Source organism: Streptomyces sp. SCSIO 75703 (assembly GCF_036607905.1).
Lineage (GTDB): Bacteria > Actinomycetota > Actinomycetes > Streptomycetales > Streptomycetaceae > Streptomyces.
Genome location: NZ_CP144555.1, coordinates 2,004,596 through 2,029,961, shown reverse-complemented (window position 1 = coordinate 2,029,961; position 25,366 = coordinate 2,004,596). Strand labels below are relative to the sequence as shown.

Annotated in this window: 23 protein-coding genes; 19 read left to right on the top strand and 4 right to left on the bottom strand. The window is 72.6% G+C overall.

The window, feature by feature from the left end:
- Window positions 1–79 precede the first annotated feature (79 nt).
- Both VM636_RS08680 and thiD read left to right on the top strand, forming a co-directional pair.
- A complete protein-coding gene (locus VM636_RS08680; protein ID WP_030421530.1) occupies window positions 80–1,048 on the top strand; it encodes a thiamine-phosphate kinase in 969 nt (322 codons plus the stop codon).
- Window positions 1,045–1,842: a bifunctional hydroxymethylpyrimidine kinase/phosphomethylpyrimidine kinase gene (gene thiD / locus VM636_RS08675; RefSeq protein ID WP_030421531.1), complete on the top strand. Its 798-nt coding sequence runs from the start codon at window positions 1,045–1,047 to the stop codon at window positions 1,840–1,842. Before VM636_RS08680 ends, thiD begins: the two co-directional genes overlap by 4 nt.
- Window positions 1,843–1,922: 80 nt before the next feature.
- Here thiD and rpmB read toward each other — a convergent pair whose 3' ends face one another.
- On the bottom strand, window positions 1,923–2,108 hold the full coding sequence (gene rpmB, locus VM636_RS08670) for a 50S ribosomal protein L28 (RefSeq protein ID WP_003993230.1): 186 nt from the start codon (window positions 2,106–2,108) through the stop codon (window positions 1,923–1,925).
- 263 nt (window positions 2,109–2,371) lie between these two features.
- On the opposite strand from rpmB, the gene VM636_RS08665 reads away from it, so the two are divergent.
- From VM636_RS08665 to mutM, 9 genes are all read left to right on the top strand, one after another.
- A complete protein-coding gene (locus VM636_RS08665) occupies window positions 2,372–4,273 on the top strand; it encodes a DAK2 domain-containing protein (RefSeq protein ID WP_338484245.1) in 1,902 nt (633 codons plus the stop codon).
- Window positions 4,274–4,458: 185 nt separating this feature from the next.
- Window positions 4,459–6,687, top strand: a complete 2,229-nt coding sequence (gene recG, locus VM636_RS08660) for an ATP-dependent DNA helicase RecG (protein WP_338484244.1) — start codon at window positions 4,459–4,461, stop codon at window positions 6,685–6,687.
- Window positions 6,688–6,771: 84 nt separating this feature from the next.
- On the top strand, window positions 6,772–7,359 hold the full coding sequence (rsmD, locus tag VM636_RS08655; RefSeq protein ID WP_030421534.1) for a 16S rRNA (guanine(966)-N(2))-methyltransferase RsmD: 588 nt from the start codon (window positions 6,772–6,774) through the stop codon (window positions 7,357–7,359).
- A gap of 26 nt (window positions 7,360–7,385) precedes the next feature.
- Window positions 7,386–7,865: a pantetheine-phosphate adenylyltransferase gene (coaD, locus tag VM636_RS08650; RefSeq protein ID WP_030421535.1), complete on the top strand. Its 480-nt coding sequence runs from the start codon at window positions 7,386–7,388 to the stop codon at window positions 7,863–7,865.
- Window positions 7,866–7,985: 120 nt separating this feature from the next.
- The gene (locus tag VM636_RS08645; RefSeq protein WP_030421536.1) at window positions 7,986–9,146 is read left to right on the top strand and encodes an ATP synthase F0 subunit B; all 1,161 of its coding nucleotides are present in this window, start codon (window positions 7,986–7,988) and stop codon (window positions 9,144–9,146) included.
- A 159-nt stretch (window positions 9,147–9,305) separates the two neighbouring features.
- Window positions 9,306–9,956: a DUF177 domain-containing protein gene (locus VM636_RS08640; protein ID WP_030421537.1), complete on the top strand. Its 651-nt coding sequence runs from the start codon at window positions 9,306–9,308 to the stop codon at window positions 9,954–9,956.
- A 5-nt stretch (window positions 9,957–9,961) separates the two neighbouring features.
- A complete protein-coding gene (gene rpmF / locus VM636_RS08635; protein WP_003951102.1) occupies window positions 9,962–10,135 on the top strand; it encodes a 50S ribosomal protein L32 in 174 nt (57 codons plus the stop codon).
- A 19-nt stretch (window positions 10,136–10,154) separates the two neighbouring features.
- The gene (gene rnc / locus VM636_RS08630) at window positions 10,155–10,997 is read left to right on the top strand and encodes a ribonuclease III (RefSeq protein WP_030421538.1); all 843 of its coding nucleotides are present in this window, start codon (window positions 10,155–10,157) and stop codon (window positions 10,995–10,997) included.
- An 80-nt stretch (window positions 10,998–11,077) separates the two neighbouring features.
- The gene (gene mutM, locus VM636_RS08625; protein ID WP_030421539.1) at window positions 11,078–11,935 is read left to right on the top strand and encodes a bifunctional DNA-formamidopyrimidine glycosylase/DNA-(apurinic or apyrimidinic site) lyase; all 858 of its coding nucleotides are present in this window, start codon (window positions 11,078–11,080) and stop codon (window positions 11,933–11,935) included.
- Between the two features lie 749 nt (window positions 11,936–12,684).
- Here mutM and VM636_RS08620 read toward each other — a convergent pair.
- A complete protein-coding gene (locus VM636_RS08620) occupies window positions 12,685–13,233 on the bottom strand; it encodes an AAA family ATPase (RefSeq protein WP_267887094.1) in 549 nt (182 codons plus the stop codon).
- Window positions 13,230–13,988, bottom strand: a complete 759-nt coding sequence (locus tag VM636_RS08615) for a GntR family transcriptional regulator (RefSeq protein ID WP_053913723.1) — start codon at window positions 13,986–13,988, stop codon at window positions 13,230–13,232. Before VM636_RS08615 ends, VM636_RS08620 begins: the two co-directional genes overlap by 4 nt.
- A 249-nt stretch (window positions 13,989–14,237) precedes the next feature.
- On the opposite strand from VM636_RS08615, the gene VM636_RS08610 reads away from it, so the two are divergent.
- The 4 genes from VM636_RS08610 to VM636_RS08595 are packed head-to-tail and all read left to right on the top strand — an operon-like array spanning window position 14,238 to window position 17,378.
- On the top strand, window positions 14,238–14,522 hold the full coding sequence (locus VM636_RS08610; RefSeq protein ID WP_159042113.1) for a hypothetical protein: 285 nt from the start codon (window positions 14,238–14,240) through the stop codon (window positions 14,520–14,522).
- Complete coding sequence (repSA, locus tag VM636_RS08605; RefSeq protein WP_338484243.1) at window positions 14,519–15,946, top strand: replication initiator protein RepSA; 1,428 nt, start codon at window positions 14,519–14,521, stop codon at window positions 15,944–15,946. The genes VM636_RS08610 and repSA overlap by 4 nt, the downstream gene beginning before the upstream one ends.
- Window positions 15,943–16,137 carry a helix-turn-helix domain-containing protein gene (locus tag VM636_RS08600; protein ID WP_053913725.1) on the top strand — a complete coding sequence of 65 codons (195 nt, stop codon included), beginning with the start codon at window positions 15,943–15,945 and terminating at the stop codon, window positions 16,135–16,137. The genes repSA and VM636_RS08600 overlap by 4 nt, the downstream gene beginning before the upstream one ends.
- Window positions 16,137–17,378: a site-specific integrase gene (locus VM636_RS08595; RefSeq protein WP_053913641.1), complete on the top strand. Its 1,242-nt coding sequence runs from the start codon at window positions 16,137–16,139 to the stop codon at window positions 17,376–17,378. Before VM636_RS08600 ends, VM636_RS08595 begins: the two co-directional genes overlap by 1 nt.
- Window positions 17,379–17,398: 20 nt before the next feature.
- Here VM636_RS08595 and VM636_RS08590 read toward each other — a convergent pair whose 3' ends face one another.
- The gene (locus VM636_RS08590) at window positions 17,399–18,583 is read right to left on the bottom strand and encodes a CAP domain-containing protein (RefSeq protein WP_053913726.1); all 1,185 of its coding nucleotides are present in this window, start codon (window positions 18,581–18,583) and stop codon (window positions 17,399–17,401) included.
- A 160-nt stretch (window positions 18,584–18,743) separates the two neighbouring features.
- On the opposite strand from VM636_RS08590, the gene VM636_RS08585 reads away from it, so the two are divergent.
- The 4 genes from VM636_RS08585 (at window position 18,744) to VM636_RS08570 (ending at window position 25,241) form a co-directional block, all read left to right on the top strand.
- Window positions 18,744–19,025, top strand: coding sequence for an acylphosphatase (locus VM636_RS08585; protein ID WP_030421544.1), 282 nt, complete (start codon window positions 18,744–18,746; stop codon window positions 19,023–19,025).
- Between the two features lie 368 nt (window positions 19,026–19,393).
- Window positions 19,394–19,606, top strand: coding sequence for a hypothetical protein (locus VM636_RS08580; protein ID WP_030421545.1), 213 nt, complete (start codon window positions 19,394–19,396; stop codon window positions 19,604–19,606).
- A gap of 273 nt (window positions 19,607–19,879) precedes the next feature.
- Entirely contained in the window at window positions 19,880–23,596 is a 3,717-nt protein-coding gene (locus VM636_RS08575) for an AAA family ATPase (RefSeq protein ID WP_338484242.1), read from the top strand.
- Window positions 23,597–23,822: 226 nt separating this feature from the next.
- Complete coding sequence (locus tag VM636_RS08570; RefSeq protein ID WP_030421547.1) at window positions 23,823–25,241, top strand: sugar porter family MFS transporter; 1,419 nt, start codon at window positions 23,823–23,825, stop codon at window positions 25,239–25,241.
- The last annotated feature ends 125 nt before the right edge of the window (window positions 25,242–25,366 follow it).

Below are 25,366 nucleotides of genomic sequence, written 5' to 3'. Positions count from 1 at the left end.
ACGACGGTCCTCTCGACCGTAACCAGCCCGGGAACGGCACGCGACCGGACCCGGACAGGGACAGAAGGGGAGTAAGGCAATGAAGGGCACTGTCGGTGAGCTGGGGGAGTTCGGGCTCATCAGGGAGCTCACCTCCCGGCTCACCACGACCCCGGCGGTCCGCGTCGGCCCCGGCGACGACGCCGCGGTGGTCGCCGCACCCGACCGCCGGGTGGTGGCCAGCACCGACATCCTCGTGGAGGGACGGCACTTCCGGCGCGACTGGTCCACCGCCTACGACGTGGGCCGCAAGGCGGCGGCCCAGAACCTGGCGGACATCGCCGCGATGGGCGCCGTGCCCACCGCACTGCTCCTCGGCCTCGTCGTCCCCTCCGAACTCCCGGTGACCTGGCCGACCGAGCTGATGGACGGGCTGCGCGACGAGTGCCAGGTCGCGGGCGCCGCCGTGGTGGGCGGCGACGTGGTGGGCGGTGACACGATCACCGTCTCCATCACCGCCCTCGGCGACCTGCGCAACCAGGAGCCCGTCACCCGGGGCGGCGCCCAGCCCGGCGACCTGGTCGCGGTGACCGGCTGGCTCGGCTGGTCCGCCGCCGGATTCGCCGTCCTGTCCCGGGGTTTCCGCTCCCCGCGCGCCTTCGTGGAGGCGCACCGGCGCCCCGAGCCGCCCTACCACGCCGGCCCGGCCGCCGCCGCCCTCGGCGCCACCGCCATGTGCGACGTGAGCGACGGGCTCGTCGCCGACCTCGGGCACATCGCCGAGGCCAGCAAGGTGCGTATCGACGTCCGCTCCGGACAGATCGACATCCCCTCCCAGATGAACGACATCGGCCAGGCCGTCGGCGTCGATCCGATGCAGTGGGTGCTCACCGGGGGAGAGGACCACGCCATGGTCGCGACCTTCCCGCCGGACGTGAAGCTGCCCGCCCGCTGGAAGGTCATCGGCGAGGTGCTCAACCCCTCGGCGCTGCCCCAGGTCACGGTCGACGGCGCGCCGTGGACCAGCACCGGCGGCTGGGACCACTTCGGAGGGGGTGGGGAGGCGTGACCCCGCCGCGCGTCCTGACCGTGGCCGGTTCCGACTCCGGCGGCGGAGCGGGGATCCAGGCCGACCTGAAGACGATGCTCGCCCTCGGTACCCACGGCATGAGCGTGCTCACCGCGGTCACCGCGCAGAACTCGCTCGGGGTCCAGGGCGCCTGGGAGCTGCCGGTGGAGGCGGTCCGCGCCCAGTACCGCAGCGTCGTCGACGACATCGGGGTGCAGGCGGTCAAGACCGGCATGCTCTCCTCCGCCGAAGTGGTCGAGACGGTCGCCGCACTGATCGCCGGTACCGACGCGCCGGCCGTGGTCGACCCGGTCGGCGTCTCCAAGCACGGCGACGCGCTGCTCGCCGCCTCCGCCCTGGACGCCGTCCGCACCCGGCTCCTGCCGGCGGCGACGGTGGCCACGCCCAACCTCGACGAGGTGGCGCAACTGACCGGGGTGGAGGCCGGCTCGGAGGCGGATCTGCCGAGGGCCGCCGCGGCGGTCCTGGAGTTCGGGCCGCGCTGGGTGCTGATCAAGGGCGGGCACCTGGAGGGGGACGCCGTGGACCTGCTCACCGACGGCTCCGAGGAGCACTGGCTGCGCGCCCCGCGCCTGGACAACCGGCACACGCACGGCACGGGCTGCACCCTCGCCTCGGCCGTCGCCTGCGGGCTGGCCCGGGGACTGAGCGTCCCCGACGCGGTCCGGGCGGCCAAGGAGTACGTCACGGGCGCCATCCGGGCCGGCTTCGCCCTCGGCGGCGGCATCGGACCGGTCGGCCACGGCTGGGCCCTGCGCCGCGCGACGCCCTAGCTACCGGCGTGCGGGTACGGCAAAAAGCCGGTCCACCTCAGGTGGACCGGCTTCGTACCGCGGACCGGGCAGTGCACGCGTCAGCGCGAGACCTTGCCGGCCTTGATGCACGAGGTGCAGGCGTTCACGCGCTTCGGCGTCCCGCCGACCACGGTACGCACACGCTGGATGTTGGGGTTCCAGCGACGGGACGTACGGCGGTGCGAGTGCGAGATGTTGTTGCCGAAGCCCGGCCCCTTGCCGCAGACGTCGCAGTTGGCAGCCACGGGTCACTCCAAAGACTTCAGATGCACTTACGGTTGATCCCGGCATGCCGGGATCAAGATTTCGGCTCGTGAGCGTTCCGGAATCTGAGTGGCGGTGCCAGGGGAAAGCCCGATCGGATCGGGCAACCGGAGCAGCATACAACGACTGCATCGGTACAACGAAACTACCATGGCGGCCCACCGGCCGGTCCCGGCCCTCCGCGGGCCGAGGGCCCCGCACGGTCTACGCTGCCTGCCACGTCCAGCAGCTCAGGGAGGCGCAGGTGCCGCGGAGGTTCTTCGACGCTTCGGCGGTCCGCACCTGGTGCGGACTGTCGCTGGACGCGCTGGGGCGGGCCCGCGAGGGGATCGACGCGATCAACGTCTACCCGGTCGCGGACGGGGACACCGGCACCAACCTGTACCTGACCGTGGAGTCGGCCGCCGCCGCCGTCGAGGCGGTCTTCGCCGCGCACGAGGTGCCGGCCGCGGTGACCGCGGCGGCGGGGGAGACGGCCGCCGGGGGCCCCGCGGCGGGCGCGGGGGGCACGGGGGCCGGGGGAACGCACGCGTCCGCGGACGCCGGGCCGGAACTGGCCGACGTGGTGCGCGCCATGGCGCACGGGGCGCTGATCGGCGCCCGGGGCAACTCCGGGACGATCCTGGCGCAGCTCCTGCGGGGGATGGCCCAGGTGCTCGCGGGGGCGGCGGAGTCCGGGTCCGCCGGGTCCGGAGGGTCCGCTGGTCCCGCTGGTCCCGGCGGTCCTGCCGGGTTCGCCGCCGACGGGGCCGTGCTCGCGTGGGCCCTGCGCCGCGCGGCCGACTCCGCCCGGCAGGCCGTCGCCCACCCGGTCGAGGGCACCGTCCTGACCGTCGCCTCGGCCGCCGCCGACGCCGCCTCGGCCGCCGCCGACGCCGCCTCGGCCGCCGCCGACGCCGCCTCGGCCGCCGCCGAGGGTGCCGGGGACGCCGGGGGCGACTGCGCCGCCGTGTCCCGTGCCGCGTACGACGGTGCCCGTCGGGCGCTGGCCGCGACCCCCGGTCTGCTCCCCGCGCTGGAACGCGCCCACGTGGTGGACGCCGGCGGCCAGGGCCTGGTCACCCTCCTCGCCGCGCTGGTCGAGGCGCTCACCGGGCACGCCCCCGAGCCGCCCGTCGTGCCGCACGCGCGCGTGGAGCGCGGCGAGCCCGCGGGCCGCCCGCCCTCCGGCGCGCACACCGAGCGGGACACGCCGGGGGAGTGCGCCGGGGCGGAGTGCGCCGAGGGCGGCCCCGCCTTCGAGGTGATCTACCTCCTGGAGGCCACCGACGACGCCGTGGCGCGGCTGCGGCGGCGGCTCGACGCCCTCGGGGAATCGCTCGTCGTGGTCGGCGGCGACGGACTGTGGAACGTCCACGTGCACGTCGACGACGCCGGCGCCGCCGTCGAGGCGGGTGTCGAGGCCGGGCGGCCGTACCGGATCAGGATCACCCACTTCGGCCACGACGAGGCACACGCCCCCGAGCGCCCGGTCCGGGAGCGGGCCCAGCGCGCCGTCGTCGCGGTCGTCCCCGGCGAGGGACTGGCCGGACTCTGCGCGGAGGCCGGCGCGACCACCGTGCTCGCCCGCCCCGGGGAACCGCCCGCCAGCGGCGAACTCGTCCAGGCCGTCCGGCGCGCGCACGCCCGCGAGGTCGTCCTGCTGCCCAACGACACCGAACTGCGCCACACCGCCGCCGCCGCGGCCGACCAGGCCCGTGCCGAGGGCGTCCGCGTCGCCCTGATCCCCACCCGCTCCGCCGTCCAGGGCCTCGCCGCGCTCGCCGTGCACGAGCCCGCGCGCCGTTTCGACGAGGACGTCGTGGCCATGACCTCGGCGGCCGGCGCGACCCGCCACGCCGAGGTCACCGTCGCCGAGCACCGGTCGTGGACCTCGGCCGGCATCTGCCAGGCCGGGGACGTGCTCGGCCTCCTCGACGGGGACGTGGCCGTCATCGGCACCGACGTCACCGCCGTCGCCGAGACCGTGCTCGACCGCATGCTCGCGGCCGGCGGCGAACTCGTCACCCTGGTCGTCGGCGACGAGGCCCCCGAGACCGTCGCCGGCCGGCTGGAGGCCCGGGTGAGGGAGGCGTACCTCGCCGTCGACACCGTCGTCTACCACGGCGGCCGGCAGGGCGCCCTGCTCCTCATCGGCGTCGAATAGCCGGACCGGCGTCGAAGGGCCCACCGCGGCCCGCTCGCACGGCACGGGCACCCCGCCCCGAGCACCGGCCCGCCGCCCGCACCGGCGCATCCGCCGCCCGCAGCGTCCGGCCGGGCGCCCCGTACGGGCCGTACGACCAGGGCTTTTCCGGCGAGGGTACGGCGATGTCGGTGCCGTGGTGTGCAATGGATCTCGTGCCCGCACAGCGACAGACCCTCGACCAGCCCCTGAAGTCGGTGCTCGGCCCCGCCACCGCGAAGGTGATGGCCGAGCACCTCGGCCTGCACACCGTCGGCGACCTCCTCCACCACTACCCCCGCCGGTACGAGGAGCGCGGACAGCTCACCCACCTCGCCGACCTCCCCATGGACGAGCACGTCACGGTCGTCGCCCAGGTCGCCGACGCCCGGCTGCACACCTTCGCCTCCTCCCGGGCCCCGCGCGGCAAGGGACAGCGCCTGGAGGTGACCATCACGGACGGCAGCGGCCGGCTCCAGCTCGTCTTCTTCGGCAACGGCGTGCACAAGCCCCACAAGGAACTGCTGCCCGGCACCCGCGCGATGTTCGCCGGCAAGGTCTCCGTCTTCAACCGCCGCCTCCAGCTCGCCCACCCCGCCTACGCGCCGCTGCGCGGCGACGGCGAGGACGGCGAGGAAGCCGCCGAGTCCTGGGCGGGCTCCCTCATCCCGCTCTACCCGGCCACCGCCAAACTGGAGTCCTGGAAGATCGCCAAGGCGGTCCAGACCGTCCTGCCCAGCGCCGGCGAGGCCCTCGACCCGCTCCCCGAGGCCCTGCGCGAGGGCCGCGGAATGCTCCCGCTCCCCGAGGCACTGCACAAGATCCACCGCCCGCACACCAAGGCCGACGTGGAGGAGGCCCGCGCCCGCCTGAAGTGGGACGAGGCGTTCGTCCTCCAGGTCGCCCTGGCCCGCCGCCGCCACGCCGAGACCCAGCTCCCCGCCGTCCCCCGCCGCCCCCGGCCCGACGGCCTGCTCACCGCCTTCGACGCCCGGCTGCCCTTCACCCTCACCGAGGGCCAGCGCACCGTCTCCCGCGAGATCTTCGACGACCTCGCCACCGACCACCCCATGCACCGCCTGCTCCAGGGCGAGGTCGGCTCCGGCAAGACCATGGTCGCCCTGCGCGCCATGCTCGCCGTCGTCGACGCCGGGGGGCAGGCCGCGATGCTGGCGCCCACCGAGGTCCTCGCCCAGCAGCACCACCGCTCGATCGTCGAGATGATGGGGGAGCTGGCCGAGGGCGGCATGCTCGGCGGCGCCGAGAACGCCACCAAGGTCGTCCTGCTCACCGGCTCCATGGGCGCCGCCGCCCGCCGCCGCGCCCTGCTCGACCTGACCACCGGCGAGGCCGGCATCGTCATCGGCACCCACGCCCTGATCGAGGACAAGGTCCGCTTCCACGACCTGGGCCTCGTCGTCGTCGACGAACAGCACCGCTTCGGCGTCGAGCAGCGCGACGCCCTGCGCGGCAAGGGCACCCAGCCCCCCCACCTGCTCGTCATGACCGCCACGCCCATCCCGCGCACCGTCGCCATGACCGTCTTCGGCGACCTGGAGACCTCCGTCCTGGACCAGCTCCCGGCCGGCCGCTCCCCGATCTCCAGTCACGTCGTCCCCGCCGCCGACAAACCGCACTTCCTCGCCCGTGCCTGGGAACGGGTCCGCGAGGAGGTCTCCCAGGGCCACCAGGCGTACGTCGTCTGCCCCCGCATCGGCGACGAGGACGAGGACCCCGGAAAGCGCAAACCGCCCGCCGACGCCCAGGGCGACGACGCGAAACGGCCCCCGCTCGCCGTCCTGGAGGTCGCCGGACACCTCGCCGAGGGCCCCCTCGCGGGCCTGCGCGTCGAGATCCTGCACGGCCGGATGCCCCCCGACGACAAGGACGCCGTCATGCGCCGCTTCGCCGCCGGCGAGACCGACGTCCTGGTGGCTACCACCGTCATCGAGGTCGGCGTCAACGTCCCGAACGCCACGGCGATGGTCATCATGGACGCCGACCGCTTCGGCGTCTCCCAGCTCCACCAGTTGCGCGGCCGGGTCGGACGCGGCTCCGCCCCCGGCCTGTGCCTGCTGGTCACCGAGGCGCCCCCGGCGAGCGGGGCCCGGCAGCGCCTGGACGCCGTCGCCGCCACCCTCGACGGCTTCGCGCTCTCCCGCGTCGACCTGGAACAGCGCCGCGAGGGCGACGTCCTCGGCCAGGCCCAGTCCGGCGCCCGCAGTTCGCTGCGCGTCCTCGCCGTCATCGAGGACGAGGAGATCATCGCCGAGGCCCGCGAGGAGGCCGCGGCCCTGGTCGCCGCCGACCCGGACCTCACCCGGCTGCCCGGACTGCGCACCGCGCTGGACGCGCTCCTGGACGCGGAACGGGAGCAGTACCTGGAGAAGGGCTGACAGACTGGACGGGGCAGCGCCCCTGCCCCGTGCCGCCGCACGGCGGCCCGGCCACCGCACCCACACCACCGTGAAGGACCCGAGATGACCCGCGTGATCGCCGGACGGGCCGGCGGACGCCGCCTGGCCGTTCCGCCGGGCAACGGCACCCGCCCCACCTCCGACCGCGCGCGCGAGGGCCTCTTCTCCACCTGGCAGTCCCTGCTCGGCGGCCCCCTCGACGGCCTCCGCGTCCTCGACCTGTACGCGGGCTCCGGCGCCGTCGGACTGGAGGCCCTCTCCCGCGGCGCGGCCCACGTGCTGCTGGTGGAGGCCGACCCCCGGGCCGCCCGCACCCTCCGGGAGAACGCGCGCTCCCTCGGCCTGCCCGGCGCCGAGACGCGCACCGGGAAGGCCGAGCAGACCGTCCGCGCCGCGCCCCCGGCCGACCCGTACGACGTGGTCTTCCTCGACCCGCCCTACGCGGTCTCCGACGACGATCTCCGGGAGATCCTCCTCACACTCCGTACCGGGGGGTGGCTCGCGCCGGACTCGCTCGTCACCGTGGAGCGCAGCACCAGAGGCGGTGAGTTCGGCTGGCCGGACGGCTTCGACGCACTCCGTGCCCGTCGCTACGGCGAGGGAACGTTTTGGTACGGTCGCGCCGCCTCTACGTGCGAAGACGCACGATGACCGGACCGGAGAGCGAGGGACCACCAGTGCGCCGAGCAGTCTGTCCCGGGTCGTTCGACCCGATCACCAACGGACACCTCGACATCATCGCCCGTGCCTCCAGCCTCTACGACGAGGTGTACGTCGCGGTGATGATCAACCAGGCCAAGAAGGGCCTCTTCGACGTCGACGAGCGGATCGACCTCATCCGCCGGGTCACCGCCGAGTACGGCAACGTGCGCGTGGAGTCCTTCCACGGACTGCTCGTCGACTTCTGCAAGCAGCGCGAGATCCCCGCCATCGTCAAGGGCCTGCGCGCGGTCAGCGACTTCGACTACGAACTCCAGATGGCCCAGATGAACAACGGGCTGTCCGGGGTCGAGACCCTGTTCATCCCGACCAACCCCACCTACAGCTTCCTCTCGTCCTCCCTGGTCAAAGAGGTCGCCACCTGGGGCGGAGACGTCTCCCACCTGGTCCCGGAGCTGGTCCACGGCGCCCTGGCCGAACGGCTGGGGAGGGACTGACCCGCGCCCCGCGCGGCGCGGTGGGCTGACAAACCGTCACCCGGTGTCCCCGGGCGGGCCGTGGGTCGTACAGTCGTCCCGTCCGTCTCCAACACAGCTGTAGAGAGTGGCGAGCACACGGTGGACGTGCAGAAGAAGCTCGACGAGATCGTCACGATGGTCTCCGGCGCCCGCGCCATGCCCATGTCGGCCTCGTGCGTGGTCAACCGCGCCGAGCTGCTCTCCCTGCTGGAGGAACTCCGCACCGAGCTGCCCGGCTCGCTGGCGCAGGCCCAGGAGCTGATCGGCGACCGGGAACAGATGGTCGCGCAGGCCCGCCAGGAGGCCGAGCGGATCATCGAGGGCGCCCACGCCGAGCGCGGCTCCCTCGTCGCCGGCACCGAGGTCGCCCGCCGCTCCCAGGCCGAGGCCGACCGCATCCTCGCCGAGGCCCGCCAGGAGGCCGAGGAGGTCCGCGCCGAGGCCGACGACTACGTCGACTCCAAGCTCGCCAACTTCGAGGTCGTCCTCACCAAGACCCTCGGTTCCGTCGGCCGAGGGCGCGAGAAGCTCCTCGGCACCGGGCCGGGCCTGGACGAGAACGGCTACGAGGACGAGGACGCCCCCGAGCGCAGCCACGACCCGGAGACGCTGCGCCGCGACGCCGACTCCTACGTCGACTCCAAGCTCGGCGCCTTCGAGGCGGTGCTGGCCAAGACGCTGGAGGCGGTCGGCCGCGGCCGGCAGAAGCTGCACGGCCGGATCGCCACCGACGACCTCGGCGCCCTCGCCGACGACACCACCACGGTCCGGCACTCCAGCGACGCCGACTACCTCGCCGACCTCGCGGCCCTCTCCGACGCCCCCGCGGCCCCGCTCCGCGCCCCGGAGTACGACGGGCGGCAGCCCGCCGCCGCCGGGTACGGCGAGCGGCAGCCGGCCGCGGCCCAGGCGGCGCCCGAGACCGCCCAGCCCGCCTACGGCTACGCCCAGCAGCCCGACCCCTACGCCGGCTACGCGCAGCAGGGCTACGACGGCGGACAGGACGCCTACGGCTACCCGCAGCAGCCCGACCCGTACGCCACCGGCGGCTACGCGCAGCCCGGCGCCGACCCGTACCAGGCCGGTTACGACACCGGGCAGCAGCCCGCGTACGACACCGGACAGCAGGGCGGCTACCCGGCGCTCCCGCCGGCGACGCCGCAGGCCCAGCCGCAGGTCCTCGACGAGACCAGCCTCTTCGACACCAGCATGATCAGCGCCGAACAGCTCCGCGCCTACGAGCAGGGCCGCGGGCTCTAGGAGAGGGTCCGGGGCGGTGCCCGCGGCCCGGTACCGAATTGGGCCGAGCGCCGAACGTCCAGTATCCTGGCTCATCGGTCGCGTGTACGTCCGCGATCGCCGCTGCCCGGGAACACCGCAGGGCGGCGTCCCCCTCAGTCACGGAGACCGAAAGCAGGAATGGTTCTGAACGCGCGCTTGGACCACCGTGATCCCCTCGTGTTCGACACGCACGAGCTGGGACGACGGCCGGGTGCGCTCCAGCGCCTGAACCGCACCGTCGACGCCCCCAGGGACCTGGGGATCAAGGGGGTCATCGGAGTGCCGGAGGGCGCCCCGGTGGAGCTCGGACTCCGGCTGGAATCCGTCATGGACGGAGTCCTCGTCACGGGTACCGCCCGTGCGCGGGCCGAGGGGGAGTGCGTAAGGTGTCTGGAGCCGCTGGAGCAGGAGCTCGAAGCGGACTTCCAGGAGTTGTTCTCGTACCCTGACGCCGACGACCGGGGCCGCGCCAGCGCGGAACCGGGCGACGACGCCGAGGACGACGAGGACAGGCTCTTCGTCGAGGACGGTCTGATCGGCCTCGAACCCGTGCTGCGCGACGCGGTGGTGCTCGCACTGCCGATGCAGCCGGTGTGCCGGGAAGACTGCCCGGGTCTGTGCTCCGAGTGCGGGGCGCGCCTGGCGGACGATCCGGACCACCACCACGACGCCGTCGACATTCGTTGGGCGGCATTGCAGGGACTCGCCGGATCACTCGGAGACGGCGAGAAGGACGATATGAGCGGCGACGCGCCTCGTTCAGCAGACGCCGCCGAGAAGCAGGAGTAGTAGCCGTGGCCGTTCCCAAGCGGAAGATGTCGCGCAGCAACACGCGCCACCGCCGGTCGCAGTGGAAGGCTGCGGTCCCCACCCTGGTTGCGTGCGAGCGCTGCCACGAGCCCAAGCAGCAGCACATCGCGTGCCCGTCTTGCGGCACTTACAACAAGCGCCAGGTCCTCGAGGTCTGAGCGGCTGGTGAGAGGCACTGTGTCCACGCCCAAAAAGCAGTCGTCCCGCACCGTCGGGAACGGACCGGCGGACCACACGGCCTCGTCCCACACGCTTCTGGAAGGGCGGCTCGGCTATCAGGTCGAGTCCGCCCTTCTGGTGCGTGCGCTCACCCACCGTTCCTACGCGTACGAGAACGGCGGTCTGCCGACGAACGAGCGACTGGAGTTCCTCGGTGACTCCGTGCTCGGCCTCGTCGTCACCGACACGCTGTACCGCACCCACCCCGATCTGCCCGAAGGCCAACTGGCCAAGCTGCGGGCCGCGGTGGTCAACTCGCGCGCACTGGCGGAGGTGGGCCGCGGGCTCGACCTCGGCTCCTTCATCCGGCTCGGCCGCGGTGAAGAGGGCACGGGCGGCCGGGACAAGGCGTCCATCCTCGCCGACACCCTCGAAGCGGTGATCGGCGCGGTCTACCTCGACCAGGGACTGGACGCGGCGGCGGAGCTGGTGCACCGCCTGTTCGACCCCCTGATCGAGAAGTCCTCGAACCTCGGTGCCGGACTGGACTGGAAGACGTCCCTCCAGGAACTCACCGCGACCGAGGGGCTCGGCGTCCCCGAGTACCTGGTCACGGAGACCGGACCCGACCACGAGAAGACCTTCACTGCTGCCGCCCGCGTCGGAGGCGTCTCGTACGGCACCGGCACCGGCCGCAGCAAGAAGGAGGCGGAGCAGCAGGCCGCGGAATCCGCCTGGCGCTCCATCCGGGCGGCGGCGGACGAACGCGCCGCGGCCGAGGCCACCGCCGAGGAGGCCGGGGCGGCCGAGCCCGCCGGGGTCGCCGAGGCGGGCGCCGACGCGCCCGCGGCCTCCGCCTGACCCACCCGCGTACGACCGCGCGCCCGTCCCGGACCCGGGGCGGGCGTTCGCTCGTCCACCGGCCCACCCGAGGGGATGCCATGCCCGAGTTGCCCGAGGTCGAGGTCGTCCGGCGCGGACTGGAGCGCTGGATCGCCCACCGGACCGTCGCGGACGCCGCCGTCCTGCACCCGCGCGCGGTCCGCCGGCACCTCGCCGGCCCCGACGACTTCGCCCACCGGCTCAAGGGCCACCGCATCGGCACGCCCAGCCGCCGTGGCAAGTACCTGTGGCTGCCGCTGGCGGACACCGGACAGGCGGTCCTCGCCCACCTCGGCATGAGCGGCCAGCTCCTGGTCCAGCCGCACGAGGCACCGCCGGAGAAGCACCTCCGCGTCCGGGTGACCTTCGCGGACGGCGTCGACACCGAGCTGCGCTTCGTCGACCAGCGCACCTTCGGCGGCCTGTCCCTGCACGACACCGGTCCCGACGGGCTGCCCGACGTCATCGCGCACATCGCCCGCGACCCGCTCGACCCGCTCTTCGACGACGAGGCGTTCCACCTCGCCCTGCGCCGCAAGCGCACCACCGTCAAACGCGCGCTGCTCGACCAGTCCCTGATCAGCGGCGTCGGCAACATCTACGCCGACGAGGCGCTGTGGCGCTCCCGCCTGCACTACGAACGGCCCACCGCGACGCTCACCCGCCCCCGCACCGCCGCACTCCTCGGCCACGTCCGGGACGTGATGAACGAGGCCCTGGCCGTCGGCGGCACCAGCTTCGACAGCCTCTACGTCAACGTCAACGGGGAGTCCGGCTACTTCGACCGCTCCCTGGACGCCTACGGCCGCGAGGGCCTGCCCTGCCGCCGCTGCGGCACCCCGGTCCGGCGCCGCCCCTGGATGAACCGCTCCAGCTACTTCTGCCCCGCCTGCCAGCGCCCGCCCCGGGCGTCGTAGCGCGCCCCGGCCTCCTGGACGGCTCCCCGCGAGGCCGGGGGCCGTCCGCTCACCTCACCTCCGCGCGACACCGTCCCGCAGCGTCCACGCGTGCGCCCCTCCGGGGCCCGTGGCGGGCGGTTGTCTCAGTAGCCGAAGAAGTGCGGGGGCGGTTCTCTGACCTGCGCCCACGTAATCGATCAACGCTGCGACCTGCGACTTAGCTGTCGGTGGTTGTCAGCGTTGGTCGTCTTTGAGCGCCCCCGCACGGCCCAGAGACGGCCCGAGTGGGGATGCCCGCCTCTCCTTTATCTCCCCCCCTCATCCCCACCACCCCCACCACCCCCACCACCCTTGACCGTGAGTTGGCAACGGTGAGAGGTCGGCTCCGAGACTTTGGGCTGGAGCTGCCATGGGGCGAGTGATCATGGCCCATTAAGCTGATGGCGAGTCGGGCAGTCTGTGGACCTGCCCGTTAAAGCACGACGTTGGGCCATGATCTTCGAGGCTCGCCCCATGGTGGCTGCCTAAAGTCTCGGAGCCGACCGGCCCCCGCCGGCGCAGTCGTACGGTGCTCGACTCATAGCTTCCGGCCCTATCCACACGTGGGCGCGCGTCGGCGCAGCGCGGGCGGAGCGGGCCGAAGGCAGGAGCGGCGCCCGGAGCGGAGCCGGGAGCGCGCCCGGCGGAGCGGAGCGCAGCCGGGGCTTGATGAGGTAGAGAAACCTGTAACTGGTGCCTGGCTTGGCACGATGGCCTGCGGCTCAGAGCTAAGGGCGGGCCTGCTCCGATTGCAGCGCCTTCAGAACAGACTCAGGATCGCCGTTGTAGACGATGTGCGGCTCAGCGGGCTCCGGGGCAATGAATCGAGAGCGGTAGCGGATCAGATCGCTTTCGGCGAAGTAGATCGAGTTCGGATCGTCCTCGTGCCGGGCGTTGCGCTTGCTCACGCGGGACCACAGCTCTTCGTGGCTGGCCTCCAGATAGACGACCACGGAGATCGCTCCACCTTCGGTAGCAACCGATCGCCAGTGAGCACGGTCCTCCGGCGTCCAAAAGCCATGGTCCACCACCACATCGTGCCCGGCCTGGAGCTGCTCACGGAGTTCCACTGCCGTCTCTTCAAGAATCGGCCGCTCAAGGGTCGGGAACGTCCCTCGGGGAAAGTCGACCCCGTACACCCCATGTCGGCGGAACATTTCCTCGTCCGGGCAGAGTCTGACGAACCCTTGCGCTGTCAGCGCACGGGCCAGAGTCGTCTTCCCTGAACCAGGTAGGCCCACCATCAGGACGCAGAACGGTCGGCGAGCGACATTCACTGGGCGACTTCCGATTCCGTCTGCCACGTACGGCCGGGGCCGCCGAGGTCGACACCGTACTCAACGACGGCACCTTCACTGTCAACGAACCTCGCAGTCATGACGACCACAGGGTCTCGCGGGGCCTTCTCGGGGTCTAGCTCCAACAGCTTCGCGTCGTCAGGAGTCAGCAGCCGAGCCGACGCGGTGTCGAACCGGTGTGTGATGGGGCGACCGGTTGCCTGCGCGATGAGTTGCAGGGAGGTTCCTCCCGTCAGTCGCTCGCTGCTCGTGAGCTGTGGAATCAGCTCTCCGTACCGGGCGGGAATCCATGACGTTGAGTGCGCGACGATGCCGTGTCGGTCGCGGTAGACGCGGCTGCGCCGGATCACCTTCGAGTTGGGCTTGAGGTCCAGCGCTTGGGCCACTTCTGCGGGCGCCGGCACCACCGAAGCTCGATGTGAGTCGGACCGTTCGCCGGTTCCCCAACTAGATCCGGTGCGGCGGCCTCGATCCTGGCGCTGAGCCCCGGAGGACATAGGAGCAGGGCGGTCCAGAACCTCGGTGCCGATGCCGTGGATGCCCCTGACAAGGCCCTCGTTGCGCAGCTTCCGCAGAGCCTTCTCGGCAGTCGCAGTGCTAACGCTCCACTCCTGCGACAGGTTCTTGATGCTCGGCAGAAGCGTGCCCGGCTGGAGTTCGCCGGATGTGATCAGTTCCGTGTAGTGGGCGGCAATCTGCGCATAGGGCGCTCGATTGTCGGCCTGGTCAGCCATGGGGGCCATCTCCCTCGTCTCAGTTGGCTACATCCCTAGCGTACCCCTTGACACCCTAAGGTGCCCTAGGGAACCTTAGGGATGTGCCTCCTGTGCGAATGAGCGAGGCCCAGCACCTACTACGTCTGCCCAGGGGCGGCGCTCAACCGCCAAGAAGAACCGCCGCCCCTGGCTCCCTCGAAGGGAAGTCCCATCATGCCTGGAACCTTGGTTGCGTCGCACGCTCTGTCTGCGGCTCCGGTCAAGACGGTGAACGGGTGCCCGTCCTGCGGCGGCACGCTCGTGGACCTGGACGGAGACGGTTCGCTGACGGGGTTCGTCGGCGCGCTGGTCCCGTGCTGCTGCACGACCTCCAGCCAGGGGCGGAGCCTGTCGTGTGTCTGCCACATCGAGGGCTACCTCCTGGACGGTGGCTTCACCGGCTGGGTCGTTGACGCCCCCTTCGCCGACGACAAGCCGTTCTTCCGCCCGTGCTCGGCGCACTCGCCCGCCCGCACGAAGGCGGTCGCCAAGCTGCTGGTGGGTGCCGCGTGACGGTGTTCCCCGTCCCCTCGGAGGCCGTGGCCGGTGCTGCGGCCTCCCTGGGCTGTGACCCCACAACGCTGGCCGACCTGCTGCGGGTGGCCAACGCTCCGGGCTTCGACCGCTGGCAGGAACAGGTTCGCCGTACGGGCGGCTGCTCGAACCCCATCCGCCTGATGGGCCAGACCGTGACCCGCGACCGCGTGACCGGGGATGTGCTCTACTCCTACAGCACCGAGCACGAGCCGGACGGCGCTCTCCGGGTGGCCTGCGGCAACCGCCGTGCCTCCCGCTGCCCGGCCTGCGCCTGGACCTACGCCGGGGACACCTACCACCTGATCCGTGCCGGGATCACCGGGGACGCACGCAAGGACGTACCCGCCACCGTGCGGGATCACCCCCGTGTCTTCGCCACCCTCACCGCCCCGTCCTTCGGACCCGTGCACAACCGGCCCGACTCCGGGCGCTGCCGCTGCGGGCACACGCATACCGAGGACGCCCCGGAGCTGGGCACGGCCCTCGCCCCCGAACGGTACGACTACGCGGGCGCGGTGCTGTGGAACAACTTCGCCTCCGACCTGTGGCGCCGCTTCACCATCTACCTGCGCCGCGAGATCGCCGCCCACGCAGGACTAACCCAGGCGGCAATGAAGGAGGTATGCCGGGTCTCCTTCGGCAAGGTCGCCGAGTTCCAGAAACGCGGCTCCGTCCACTTCCACGCCGTGGTCCGCCTCGACGGCCCCGACGGACCCGACACCGCCCCGCCGGCGTGGGCCACGGTCGCTCTCCTGGACGCCGCGATCCGCGCTGCCGCCGCCCGCGTCTCCGTACCGGTCCCCGCATCCGGCGACTTCCCCGCCCGCACCCTGCGGTGGGGTGACCAGGTCGACGTGCAACCCATCGGCGCCCTCGGACATGAGGAACTGACCGAACAGGCCGTGGCCTCCTACGTCGCCAAGTACGCCACCAAAGCGGCCGAGACGACCGGCACCGTTGACCGCCGGATCGGGGAGCTGTCCGAGCTGGACAAGCTGCCCCTGCCCGCGCACACGCGACGGCTCATCGAAGCGGGCTGGGACCTGGACGACTCCTACCCGGATCGCCTGCTGGCGCGCTGGGCTCACATGCTCGGCTTCCGCGGGCACTTCTCGACCAAGAGCCGCCAGTACTCCACCACGCTCGGCGCCCTCCGCCAGGTCCGCGCCGACTACCGCGCACGCCAGGAACGCCGCGAACGCGGGCTCTCCGAAGACCTCGACGACACGGAGGGCTCCACGCTCGTGCTCGCCCACTGGACCTACGCCGGACAGGGCCACACCCCCGGTGAATCCTGGCTGGCTGCATCGATCGCCCGTGAGCTGCACCTGAACCGCGAGACAGCACGCGAAGCACTCGCCGACCTGCACGACATGGACGACATGGAGGTGTGGGCGTGAAGCGCTCGTTGCCCGACCGCTACCTGACCCCGGTCGACCTGGCTGACCTCCTCGGCGTCCCGGTCGAGACCGTCTATCAGTGGCGCCGCAAGCAGACCGGACCGCGCGGCTTCCGCGTCGGCCGGCACCTTCGCTTCGACCCCGAAGACGTTCGCGTCTGGGTCCAGTCCCAGATGGAGAGGGCCGCCTGATGGCCGGACACGTACAAGACCGCTGGTACAAGGTCGAGACCGGCACCGACGGCAAGACCGTCAAGGTCAAGACCGACCGCTTCGGCGTCGGCCTGCGCTACCGCGCCCGCTACGTCGGCCCTGACGGCTCCGAGAAGTCCAAGAGCTTCCCTGACAAGCAGAAGCGCAAGGCGGAGCAGTGGTTGGCCAATATCGAGGCCGACATGTCGCGCGGCGACTACGTGGATCCCGTGGCTGGCAAGGTCACGTTCGAGCAGTACGCCACTGAGTGGATGGCCTCGCAGATCACTGACCCGCTGACCCGTGAGTCGGTGGAGAGTCGTCTCCGCCTGCACGCGATTCCGTACCTGGGCTCTCGGCCGCTGGCCTCCTTCACACCGTCGCATCTGCGGGTCTGGCTGCGGACGCTGGAGGATCGGGGCCTCTCCGCCGGGTATCGACGCGGCATCTTCGCTCACGTGTCGACGGTGTTCACCTCCGCCGTGGAAGACCGAATCATTCGCGCCAACCCGTGCAGCGCTCGGTCCGTGCGTGCGCCGCGTCTGGAGCCACGCAAGGTCAAGCCGTGGCCTGCTGAGCGGATCATGGATGTGCGCTCGGCCCTGCCGGACCGCTATCAGGCGCTCGTCAACGTCGCTGCCGGATGCGGCCTGCGTCAAGGGGAGGTCTTCGGCCTCGCCGTGGAAGACGTCGACTTCCTCGGGGGAGTGGTCCACGTCGTCCGGCAGGTCAAGCTACTGCGTTTGCACCGGCCGGTGTTCGCTCCCCCGAAGGGCGGCAAGGAACGTGACGTGCCTCTGCCGCAGTCCGTCGCCTTCGCTCTGGCCGCTCACCTCAAGAGCCACCCCGCGACGCGGATCACGCTTCCGTGGAAAAACCTCGACGGTCCGCCGGTCACGGCATCGCTCATCTTCACTGGCCCTGCCGGGCTGCCGCTCGACCGGAACCGCTTCAACGATCGCGTGTGGCGGCCGGCGCTTCGGGCCGCGAGTGTCGAGGCCGGTCGGGACAACGGCATGCATGCCTTGCGGCACTTCTATGCCTCGGTGCTGCTGGACGCGGGGGAGAGCATCAAGGCTCTCAGCGAGTACCTGGGGCACCACGACCCCGGCTTCACGCTGCGGACGTACACGCACCTGATGCCGTCGAGCGGGTCCCGGACCCAGGCCGCCGTGGATCGCGTCTTCTCTGACGAGGGGCCTGCCGCTGACGGCCCGGAGAGGGCCCACGAGGGCGACTAGCCCGCTGACCTGCGGTTATCTCAGTAGCCGAAGTTCTGGGTCCACCAGGGGCCGCCGGGGGCGAAGTGGACGCCCACGCCGAGGGTGCGGAAGTCGCAGTTCAGGATGTTGGCGCGGTGGCCGGGGCTGTTCATCCAGGCGTCCATCACCGCCTGCGCGTCGGCCTGGCCCCGGGCGATGTTCTCGCCGCCGAGGTTGGCGATGCCGGCCTTCTCCGCCCGGTCCCAGGGCGTGGCGCCGCTCGGGTCGGTGTGGTCGAAGAAGCCCTGGGTGGCCATGGCCCTGCTGAAGTTCTCGGCGAGGTCGCGCAGCGCGCTGTTGGCGGCGACTGGGCTGCACCCGGCCCTGGCCCGCTCCTCGTTGACCAGTGTGAGCACCGCGGCCTCCGCCGCGGCCCGCTCGGAGACGGTGACCGGTGCCTCGACCCGCTGGGGCGCCTTCGTCTCCGTACGCGGGGGCGTGGCGGGCGACTTGGTGCCGGGCGCCGCCTCCCGCTCCGACGTCTCGGAGGGCGCCTCGTCGGCCGTCGGGGCCGGGGCGGAGGGCGTGGCGGACGGGGCGGCGGGGGCGGTGGAGGAGCCGGGGGTGGAGGGCGAGGCCGTACGGCCCGTGCCGCGGCTCGTGGACGCCTCGGCGCCGTGGCCGGCCTCCGCGCTGCCGGAGGTGCCGCCCAGCCCCGCCGGGCTGTTGGTGGGCCCGCCGTCGGCCTGGACCCGGTCGGAGCCGCCGGCGTCACCGCCGATCCGGTAGTTCTCCAGGCCCGGCACCGCGCCCGTGGCGACGGCGACCGTGCCGAGGGCCACGGCGGCGGAGACGCCGAGCAGGCCCGTGCGGACCGGGGTGGCGGCCTTCTTCTTGCGGCGGCGGTGCGCGCCGGAGCGCTGCGGGCCGTCGGCGGGCGTGTAGACCTCCGGCGCGTGCACCTCGTGCGCGTGGTCCTCGCCGGGGAGGTCGACCATGCGGCGGGCCTGCGGGGGCACCGCGGCCTGCGGCTCGTCCGGCGCGAAGAGGTAGGCCTCGCTGCGCGCCCGCGCCTCGGAGTACGCGTCGGGGTTCAGGTAGGGAGCGATGCCCATGGTGGGGCGGCCGTCGGCGTCCCGGCCGAGTGGGCGGGGGTCCCTGCCCGCCGGGCCGTCCGGCTGCTGTCCCCCCGCGGCGCGGCCCGTGGCGGCGCGGCCGGCGTCGGAGCGTCGGTGGCGTCCCATGTCCTGGCCTTCCTCGTCCTGGCGGTCGACGACCTTCATGATCACCACTGAACTCACACGATCGAGTGAGTTTCATATGAGATTCATTGGGTGGGGACGGTACCGCATGGGCCAGGGGCCGCGGGTGCCCGGAGGGAGTTTGACCGGTTAGGTTGCCCTCATGAGCGAGGACGCGCGACTGGTGGCATGGGTGCGGGGACGGGTACAAGGGGTGGGTTTCCGCTGGTTCACCCGCGCCCGGGCGCTGGAACTCGGCGGACTGAGTGGTTTCGCTCTCAATGTGGCCGACGGCCGGGTCCAGGTCGTCGCCGAGGGCCCGAGGGACCGCTGCGAAGCCCTGCTCGACTGGCTGCGCGGTGACGACACGCCCGGCCGCGTGGAGGGCGTCACGGAGATCTGGGACACACCGCGCGGCGGCTACGACGGCTTCGCGATCCGCTGACACCGGCCCTCCCGGCGCCCGGCACGAGCTGCGTGCCGCGCCCCGCCGGGAGGGAAAACGAGCAGGTGGTTGCCAAGGCGGCCGGCTCGTGACAGGCTCCGGACGGCAGAGTGATCGCCACGCCCCGAGGGCCCCGCAGGAGTCGCGGCGCCGCCGTCCGACGGCCGCGCGCCCCCGGCGCCCGCCGATACGGGGCGTGATCGTGTTGACCGTCAAACTTTTTGGTGAGACGCTGAAAGCCCCGCGCACCTGAGCTGTTTGGCATGGTTGAACGGCAGTGCGGCTCACGAATGCCAGGCATCGCGGGTGCGAATCCCTCACGACCCACACCGCATCGGTCGGTCACTCATTGTGGAGGACCATCCATCATGGCAAAGGCGCTTCTCGGTTACGTCGGCGGCTCCGACCCTCGACTCCTCGCCGAGATGCGACGGCTCCAGCAGCGCGTCCAGGACCTGGAATCCGAGCTCGTACGGATCCAGGCGGAGAACGACGCCCTGGCGGCTGCCGCCTCTCACGAAAGGATCATGGAGAGCATGGAGAGCGTTGACGCACACCAGGCGGAGCCTGCGCTCACCTGATCACCGTAATCGCTCCAGGGTTCCATGACGGCACAGCAGTGGTTGCGCCGCCCGTCAACCGCTTCGTTGTCCGAGTTGCAAGGGACGCTTCGGCGTCCCTTCTTTCTTGCCCGCCCCCTTCGGTCGCTCCGCGTCCCCGCCCCGCCCCCGTTCGTTCCCCGTGCGTTCCTTGAAGCCTTCAACGTCTGGTCTGCCCTGCCCGTTCACCCGTGAAACCGCGCCGGTTCACCGGTTCGTGGAGCGAGATGTCCGAGAAAGGTAGAGTCGGGCCGCGTGCACCTGAAGGCCCTGACCCTCCGCGGATTCAAGTCGTTCGCCTCCGCGACCACCCTCCGGTTCGAACCGGGCATCACCTGTGTCGTCGGCCCCAACGGCTCGGGCAAGTCCAATGTCGTGGACGCGCTGAGCTGGGTCATGGGCGAACAGGGGGCCAAGTCGCTGCGCGGCGGCAAGATGGAGGACGTCATCTTCGCCGGCACCACCGGCCGCCCGCCGCTCGGCCGGGCCGAGGTGTCGCTGACCATCGACAACTCCGACGGCGCCCTGCCCATCGAGTACGCCGAGGTCACCATCACGCGGACCATGTTCCGCAACGGCGGCAGCGAGTACCAGATCAACGGCGACACCTGCCGGCTCCTCGACATCCAGGAACTGCTCTCCGACTCCGGCATCGGCCGGGAGATGCACGTCATCGTCGGGCAGGGCCAGCTCGACTCCGTCCTGCACGCCGACCCCGCCGGACGCCGGGCCTTCATCGAGGAGGCCGCCGGGGTCCTCAAGCACCGCAAGCGCAAGGAGAAGGCCCTCCGCAAGCTCGACTCCATGCAGGCCAACCTCGCCCGCGTGCAGGACCTGACGGAGGAACTCCGGCGCCAGCTCAAGCCGTTGGGCCGCCAGGCCGCCGTCGCCCGGCGGGCCGCCGTCATCCAGGCCGACCTGCGCGACGCCCGGCTGCGGCTGCTCGCCGACGACCTCGTACGGCTGCGGGAGGCGCTGCGGGCCGAGGTCGCCGACGAGGCCGCGCTCAAGGAGCGCAAGGAGGCCGCCGAACGCGAACTCGCCCGCGCGCTGCACGGCGAATCCCTGCTGGAGGACGAGGTGCGCCGGCTCGCGCCCCGCCTCCAGAGCGCCCGGCAGACCTGGTACGAACTGTCCCAGCTCGCCGAGCGGGTACGCGGCACGGTCTCGCTGGCCGACGCGCGCGTGCAGAGCGCCCGCTCCGCCCCCGTCGAGGAACGGCGCGGCCGGGACCCGGAGGAACTGGAACGCGAGGCCGCCCGCGTCCGCGAGCAGGAGGCCGAACTCGACGCCGCCCGCGAGGCGGCCGAACGCGCCCTGGAGGACACGGTCGCCCACCGCGGCGAGCTGGAGGCCGAACTCGCCCGCGAGGAACGCCGCCTGCGGGACGTCGCCCGCGCCCTCGCGGACCGCCGCGAGGGACTGGCCCGTCTCGGCGCCCAGGCGGGCGCGGCCCGTTCGCGCGCCGCCGCGGCCCAGGCCGAGATCGAGCGGCTGGCCGCCGCCCGGGACGAGGCACGCCTGCGGGCCGCCGCCGCGCAGGAGGAGTACGCGTCCCTCCGGGCCGAGGTCGACGGGCTGGACGCGGACGACCGTGATCTCGCCGAGCGGTACGAAGCCGCCCGGGTCCGGCTCGCCGAGTCGCAGAACGCCCTGGACGCCGCCCGCGACGCGCTCGCCGCCACCGAACGGGAACGGGCCGCCACCCAGGCCCGCCACGACGCCCTCGCCCTGGGGCTGCGCCGCAAGGACGGCACCGGCGCCCTCCTCGCCGCGGGGGACCGCCTCGGCGGCCTGCTCGGACCGGCCGCCGAACTGCTCACCGTCGCCCCCGGCCACGAGACGGCCCTCGCCGCGGCCTTCGGCGCCGCCGCCGACGCCGTCGCGGTCGCCTCCCCCTCGGCCGCCGCGGAAGCCCTGCGCCTGCTCCGCAAGCAGGACGCGGGCCGAGCCGCCCTGCTCCTCGCCGGCGCCCCCGACGACCCGCCGGGGGCGCGCCGGACCGGCGACACACCGGCGCGGGCGGGAGCGGACGACGTGCCGCGAGACGGGCGGTTCGGCGACACTCCGGGCGAGCGGCAGCCCGCTGACACGCCGGGGCCTGCGCACCCGTCCGACACGCCGCACCACGCGCACCGGCCCGGCGAAGCGCCGCCGCCCCCGTCCGGGGCTTTCCCCCTCGCCGCCGACCTCGTCCGCGGCCCCGCCGAACTGCTGCCCGCCGTCCGGCGCCTGCTGCGCGGGATCGTCGTCGTGGGGACCCTGGAGGACGCCGAGGAACTGGTCCGGGCCCGGCCGGGGCTCACCGCGGTCACCGCCGAGGGCGACCTGCTGGGCGCCCACTACGCGCAGGGCGGCTCCGCGGGTGCCCCCAGCCTGCTGGAGGTCCGGGCCTCCGTCGACGAGGCCGCCGCCGCGCTCCGCGACCTGGACGCCCGCTGCGGGCGACTGACCGTCGCCCGCGCCACGGCGGCGGAGGAGCACTCCCGCCGCGCCGCCCTCGTCGAGGAACTGGGCGAGCGGCGCCGCGAGGCCGACCGGGAGAAGTCCTCCGTCGCCCAGCGCCTGGGCCGGCTCGCCGGACAGGCCCGGGGCGCCGCCGGGGAGGCGGAGCGGGCCGAGGCCGCCGCCGACCGGGCCCAGGAGGCCCTGGAGAAGGCCCTCGCCGAGGCCGGGGAACTGGCCGAGCGGCTCACCGCCGCCGAGGAGGCGCCCGGCGAGGAGGAGCCCGACACCTCCGTACGCGACCGGCTGGCCGCCGACGGGGCCAACGCCCGCCAGACCGAGATGGAGGCCCGCCTCCAGCTCCGTACGCACGAGGAGCGGGTCAAGGGGCTCGCCGGACGGGCCGACTCCCTCGACCGGGCCGCCCGCGCGGAACGTGAGGCACGCGCGCGTGCCGAACGCCTCCGGGCCCGCCTCCGCCACGAGGAGGCCGTCGCCGAGGCCGTCTCCCGCGGCGCCCGGCAGCTCCTCGCCCACGTCGAGGTCTCCCTCACCCGAGCCGACGAGGAGCGCGCCGCGGCGGAGGCCGCCAAGACCCGCCGCGAGGAGGAACTGACCGCCGCCCGGGCCGCCGGACGCGACCTCAAGGCGGAGCTGGACAAGTTGACGGATTCGGTTCACCGCGGCGAGGTACTCGGCGCCGAGAAGCGGCTGCGCATCGAGCAGCTGGAGACGAAGGCGCTGGAGGAACTGGGTGTCGAACCGGCGGGGCTGGAGGCGGAGTACGGTCCGCACCGGCCCGTGCCACCCTCGCCCCCCGCCGACGGCGAGGAACCGCCGGAGGACCCGGAGCACCCCCGCAACCGGCCCCGGCCCTTCGTCCGCGCCGAGCAGGAGAAGCGGCTGAAGGCGGCCGAGCGCGCCTACCAGCAGCTCGGCAAGGTCAACCCGCTGGCCCTGGAGGAGTTCGCGGCCCTGGAGGAGCGCCACCGTTTCCTCGGAGAGCAGCTCCAGGACCTCCGGCAGACCCGGGCCGACCTGCTCCAGGTCGTCAGGGACGTCGACACGCGCGTCGAACAGGTCTTCACCGAGGCATACCGGGACACGGCCCGGCAGTTCGAGGGTGTGTTCGGCCGGCTCTTCCCGGGCGGCGAGGGGCGGCTCGTCCTGACCGACCCCGGCAACATGCTCACCACCGGCGTCGACGTCGAGGCCCGGCCACCGGGCAAGAAGGTCAAGCGGCTCTCCCTGCTCTCCGGCGGGGAGCGTTCGCTGACCGCGGTGGCCCTGCTCGTGGCGATCTTCAAGGCGCGGCCGAGCCCGTTCTACGTCATGGACGAGGTCGAGGCCGCCCTCGACGACACCAACCTGCGGCGGCTGATCGGCATCATGCGGGAACTCCAGGAGACCTCGCAGCTCATCGTCATCACGCACCAGAAGCGGACGATGGAGGTCGCCGACGCGCTGTACGGCGTGTCCATGCAGGGCGACGGCGTGTCGAAGGTCATCGGCCAGCGGCTGCGCTGAACGGCCGGACCGCGGACACCGGAGCACCGCCGAACCGGCACCTTGGCTTCATGTCTTGAACGCTTGATCTCCCATCGTCGGCCTTTCCTTCCCCAACCCACCCTGTTGACTTCGAAACTTGAAGGCTTAGTCTCTGCAACGTTGCCTTCACCTTCAGGTGCCTCACGTGGCACCACGAAGGGCGGACCCCACCCCGGCAGCGCTGCCGGTGGCCCGAGGAGTACACGTGACCAGCACATCGCCCGCGTCCGAACCAGCCGCGAGGGCGGCTCACCCCGAACATCTCGGCCATGTCGTCTTCATCGCGGCGGCCGCCGCGATGGGCGGCTTCCTGTTCGGCTACGACAGTTCCGTGATCAACGGCGCCGTCGAGGCCATCCGCGACCGGTACGACGTCGGGTCGGCGGTCCTGGCCCAGGTCATCGCCGTCGCCCTGATCGGCTGCGCCTTCGGCGCCGCGACCGCCGGGCGCATCGCCGACCGCATCGGCCGCATCCGCTGCATGCAGATCTCCGCGGCGCTCTTCGTGGTCAGCTCCATCGGCTCCGCCCTGCCCTTCGCCCTGTGGGACCTCGCCATGTGGCGGGTGGTCGGCGGCTTCGCCATCGGCATGGCGTCGGTGATCGGCCCGGCCTACATCGCCGAGGTCTCCCCGCCCGCCTACCGCGGCCGGCTCGGCTCCTTCCAGCAGGCCGCGATCGTCGTCGGCATCGCCGTCTCGCAGCTCGTGAACTGGGGCCTGCTCAACGCCGCCGGAGGGGACCAGCGCGGCCGGCTGATGGGCCTGGAGGCGTGGCAGGTCATGCTCGGTGTCATGGTCGTCCCGGCCGTGCTGTACGGGATGCTCTCCTTCGCCATCCCCGAGTCGCCCCGCTTCCTCGTCTCGGTCGGCAGGCACGAACGCGCCCGGCGCGTCCTCGCCGAGGTCGAGGGCGAGGGGGCCGACCTCGACGCGCGGGTCGCCGAGATCGAGACCGCGATGCGCCGCGAGGAGAAATCGTCCTTCAAGGACCTCCTGGGCGGCACCTTCTTCTTCAAGCCGATCGTCTGGATCGGCATCGGCCTGTCGGTCTTCCAGCAGTTCGTCGGCATCAACGTCGCGTTCTACTACTCCTCGACGCTGTGGCAGTCGGTCGGCGTCGACCCGACCGACTCGTTCTTCTACTCGTTCACGACGTCGATCATCAACATCGTCGGCACCGTGATCGCGATGATCTTCGTGGACCGCGTCGGCCGCAAGCCGCTCGCCCTGATCGGTTCGGTCGGCATGGTCATCGGCCTCTCGCTGGAGGCGTGGGCCTTCTCCCACGACCTCGTCGACGGCAAGCTCCCGGCGACACAGGGCTGGGTGGCCCTGATCGCGGCCCACATGTTCGTGCTCTTCTTCGCCCTGTCCTGGGGCGTCGTGGTCTGGGTCTTCCTCGGCGAGATGTTCCCGAACCGCATCCGCGCCGCCGCGCTCGGCGTCGCCGCCTCCGCACAGTGGATCGCCAACTGGGCCATCACCGCGAGCTTCCCGTCCCTGGCCGACTGGAACCTCTCCGGCACGTACGTGATCTACGCGATGTTCGCCACGCTCTCCATCCCGTTCGTCCTCAAGTTCGTCAAGGAGACGAAGGGCAAGGCGTTGGAGGAGATGGGGTAGCACCCCGCACCGGCCCGGGGAGGCGGGCTCAGTCCCCGCCGCCCGTCTCCCCGTACGAACCGCCGCCCCGCCCGGTCGCCGACCGGACCGGGCGGCGGTTCGGGTTCCGGGGGCCGGACGCCGGC

What these genes read in the sequence shown, in the direction of transcription:
- VM636_RS08680 (WP_030421530.1), top strand. Translation starts at nt 80, where the DNA reads ATGAAGGGCACTGTCGGTGAGCTGGGGGAGTTCGGGCTCATCAGGGAG.
- recG (WP_338484244.1), top strand. Translation starts at nt 4,459, where the DNA reads ATGGATCTCGTGCCCGCACAGCGACAGACCCTCGACCAGCCCCTGAAG.
- rsmD (WP_030421534.1), top strand. Translation starts at nt 6,772, where the DNA reads ATGACCCGCGTGATCGCCGGACGGGCCGGCGGACGCCGCCTGGCCGTT.
- VM636_RS08640 (WP_030421537.1), top strand. Translation starts at nt 9,306, where the DNA reads ATGGTTCTGAACGCGCGCTTGGACCACCGTGATCCCCTCGTGTTCGAC.
- mutM (WP_030421539.1), top strand. Translation starts at nt 11,078, where the DNA reads ATGCCCGAGTTGCCCGAGGTCGAGGTCGTCCGGCGCGGACTGGAGCGC.
- VM636_RS08615 (WP_053913723.1), bottom strand. Translation starts at nt 13,988, where the DNA reads ATGGCTGACCAGGCCGACAATCGAGCGCCCTATGCGCAGATTGCCGCC.
- VM636_RS08595 (WP_053913641.1), top strand. Translation starts at nt 16,137, where the DNA reads ATGGCCGGACACGTACAAGACCGCTGGTACAAGGTCGAGACCGGCACC.
- VM636_RS08590 (WP_053913726.1), bottom strand. Translation starts at nt 18,583, where the DNA reads ATGGGACGCCACCGACGCTCCGACGCCGGCCGCGCCGCCACGGGCCGC.
- VM636_RS08585 (WP_030421544.1), top strand. Translation starts at nt 18,744, where the DNA reads ATGAGCGAGGACGCGCGACTGGTGGCATGGGTGCGGGGACGGGTACAA.
- VM636_RS08580 (WP_030421545.1), top strand. Translation starts at nt 19,394, where the DNA reads ATGGCAAAGGCGCTTCTCGGTTACGTCGGCGGCTCCGACCCTCGACTC.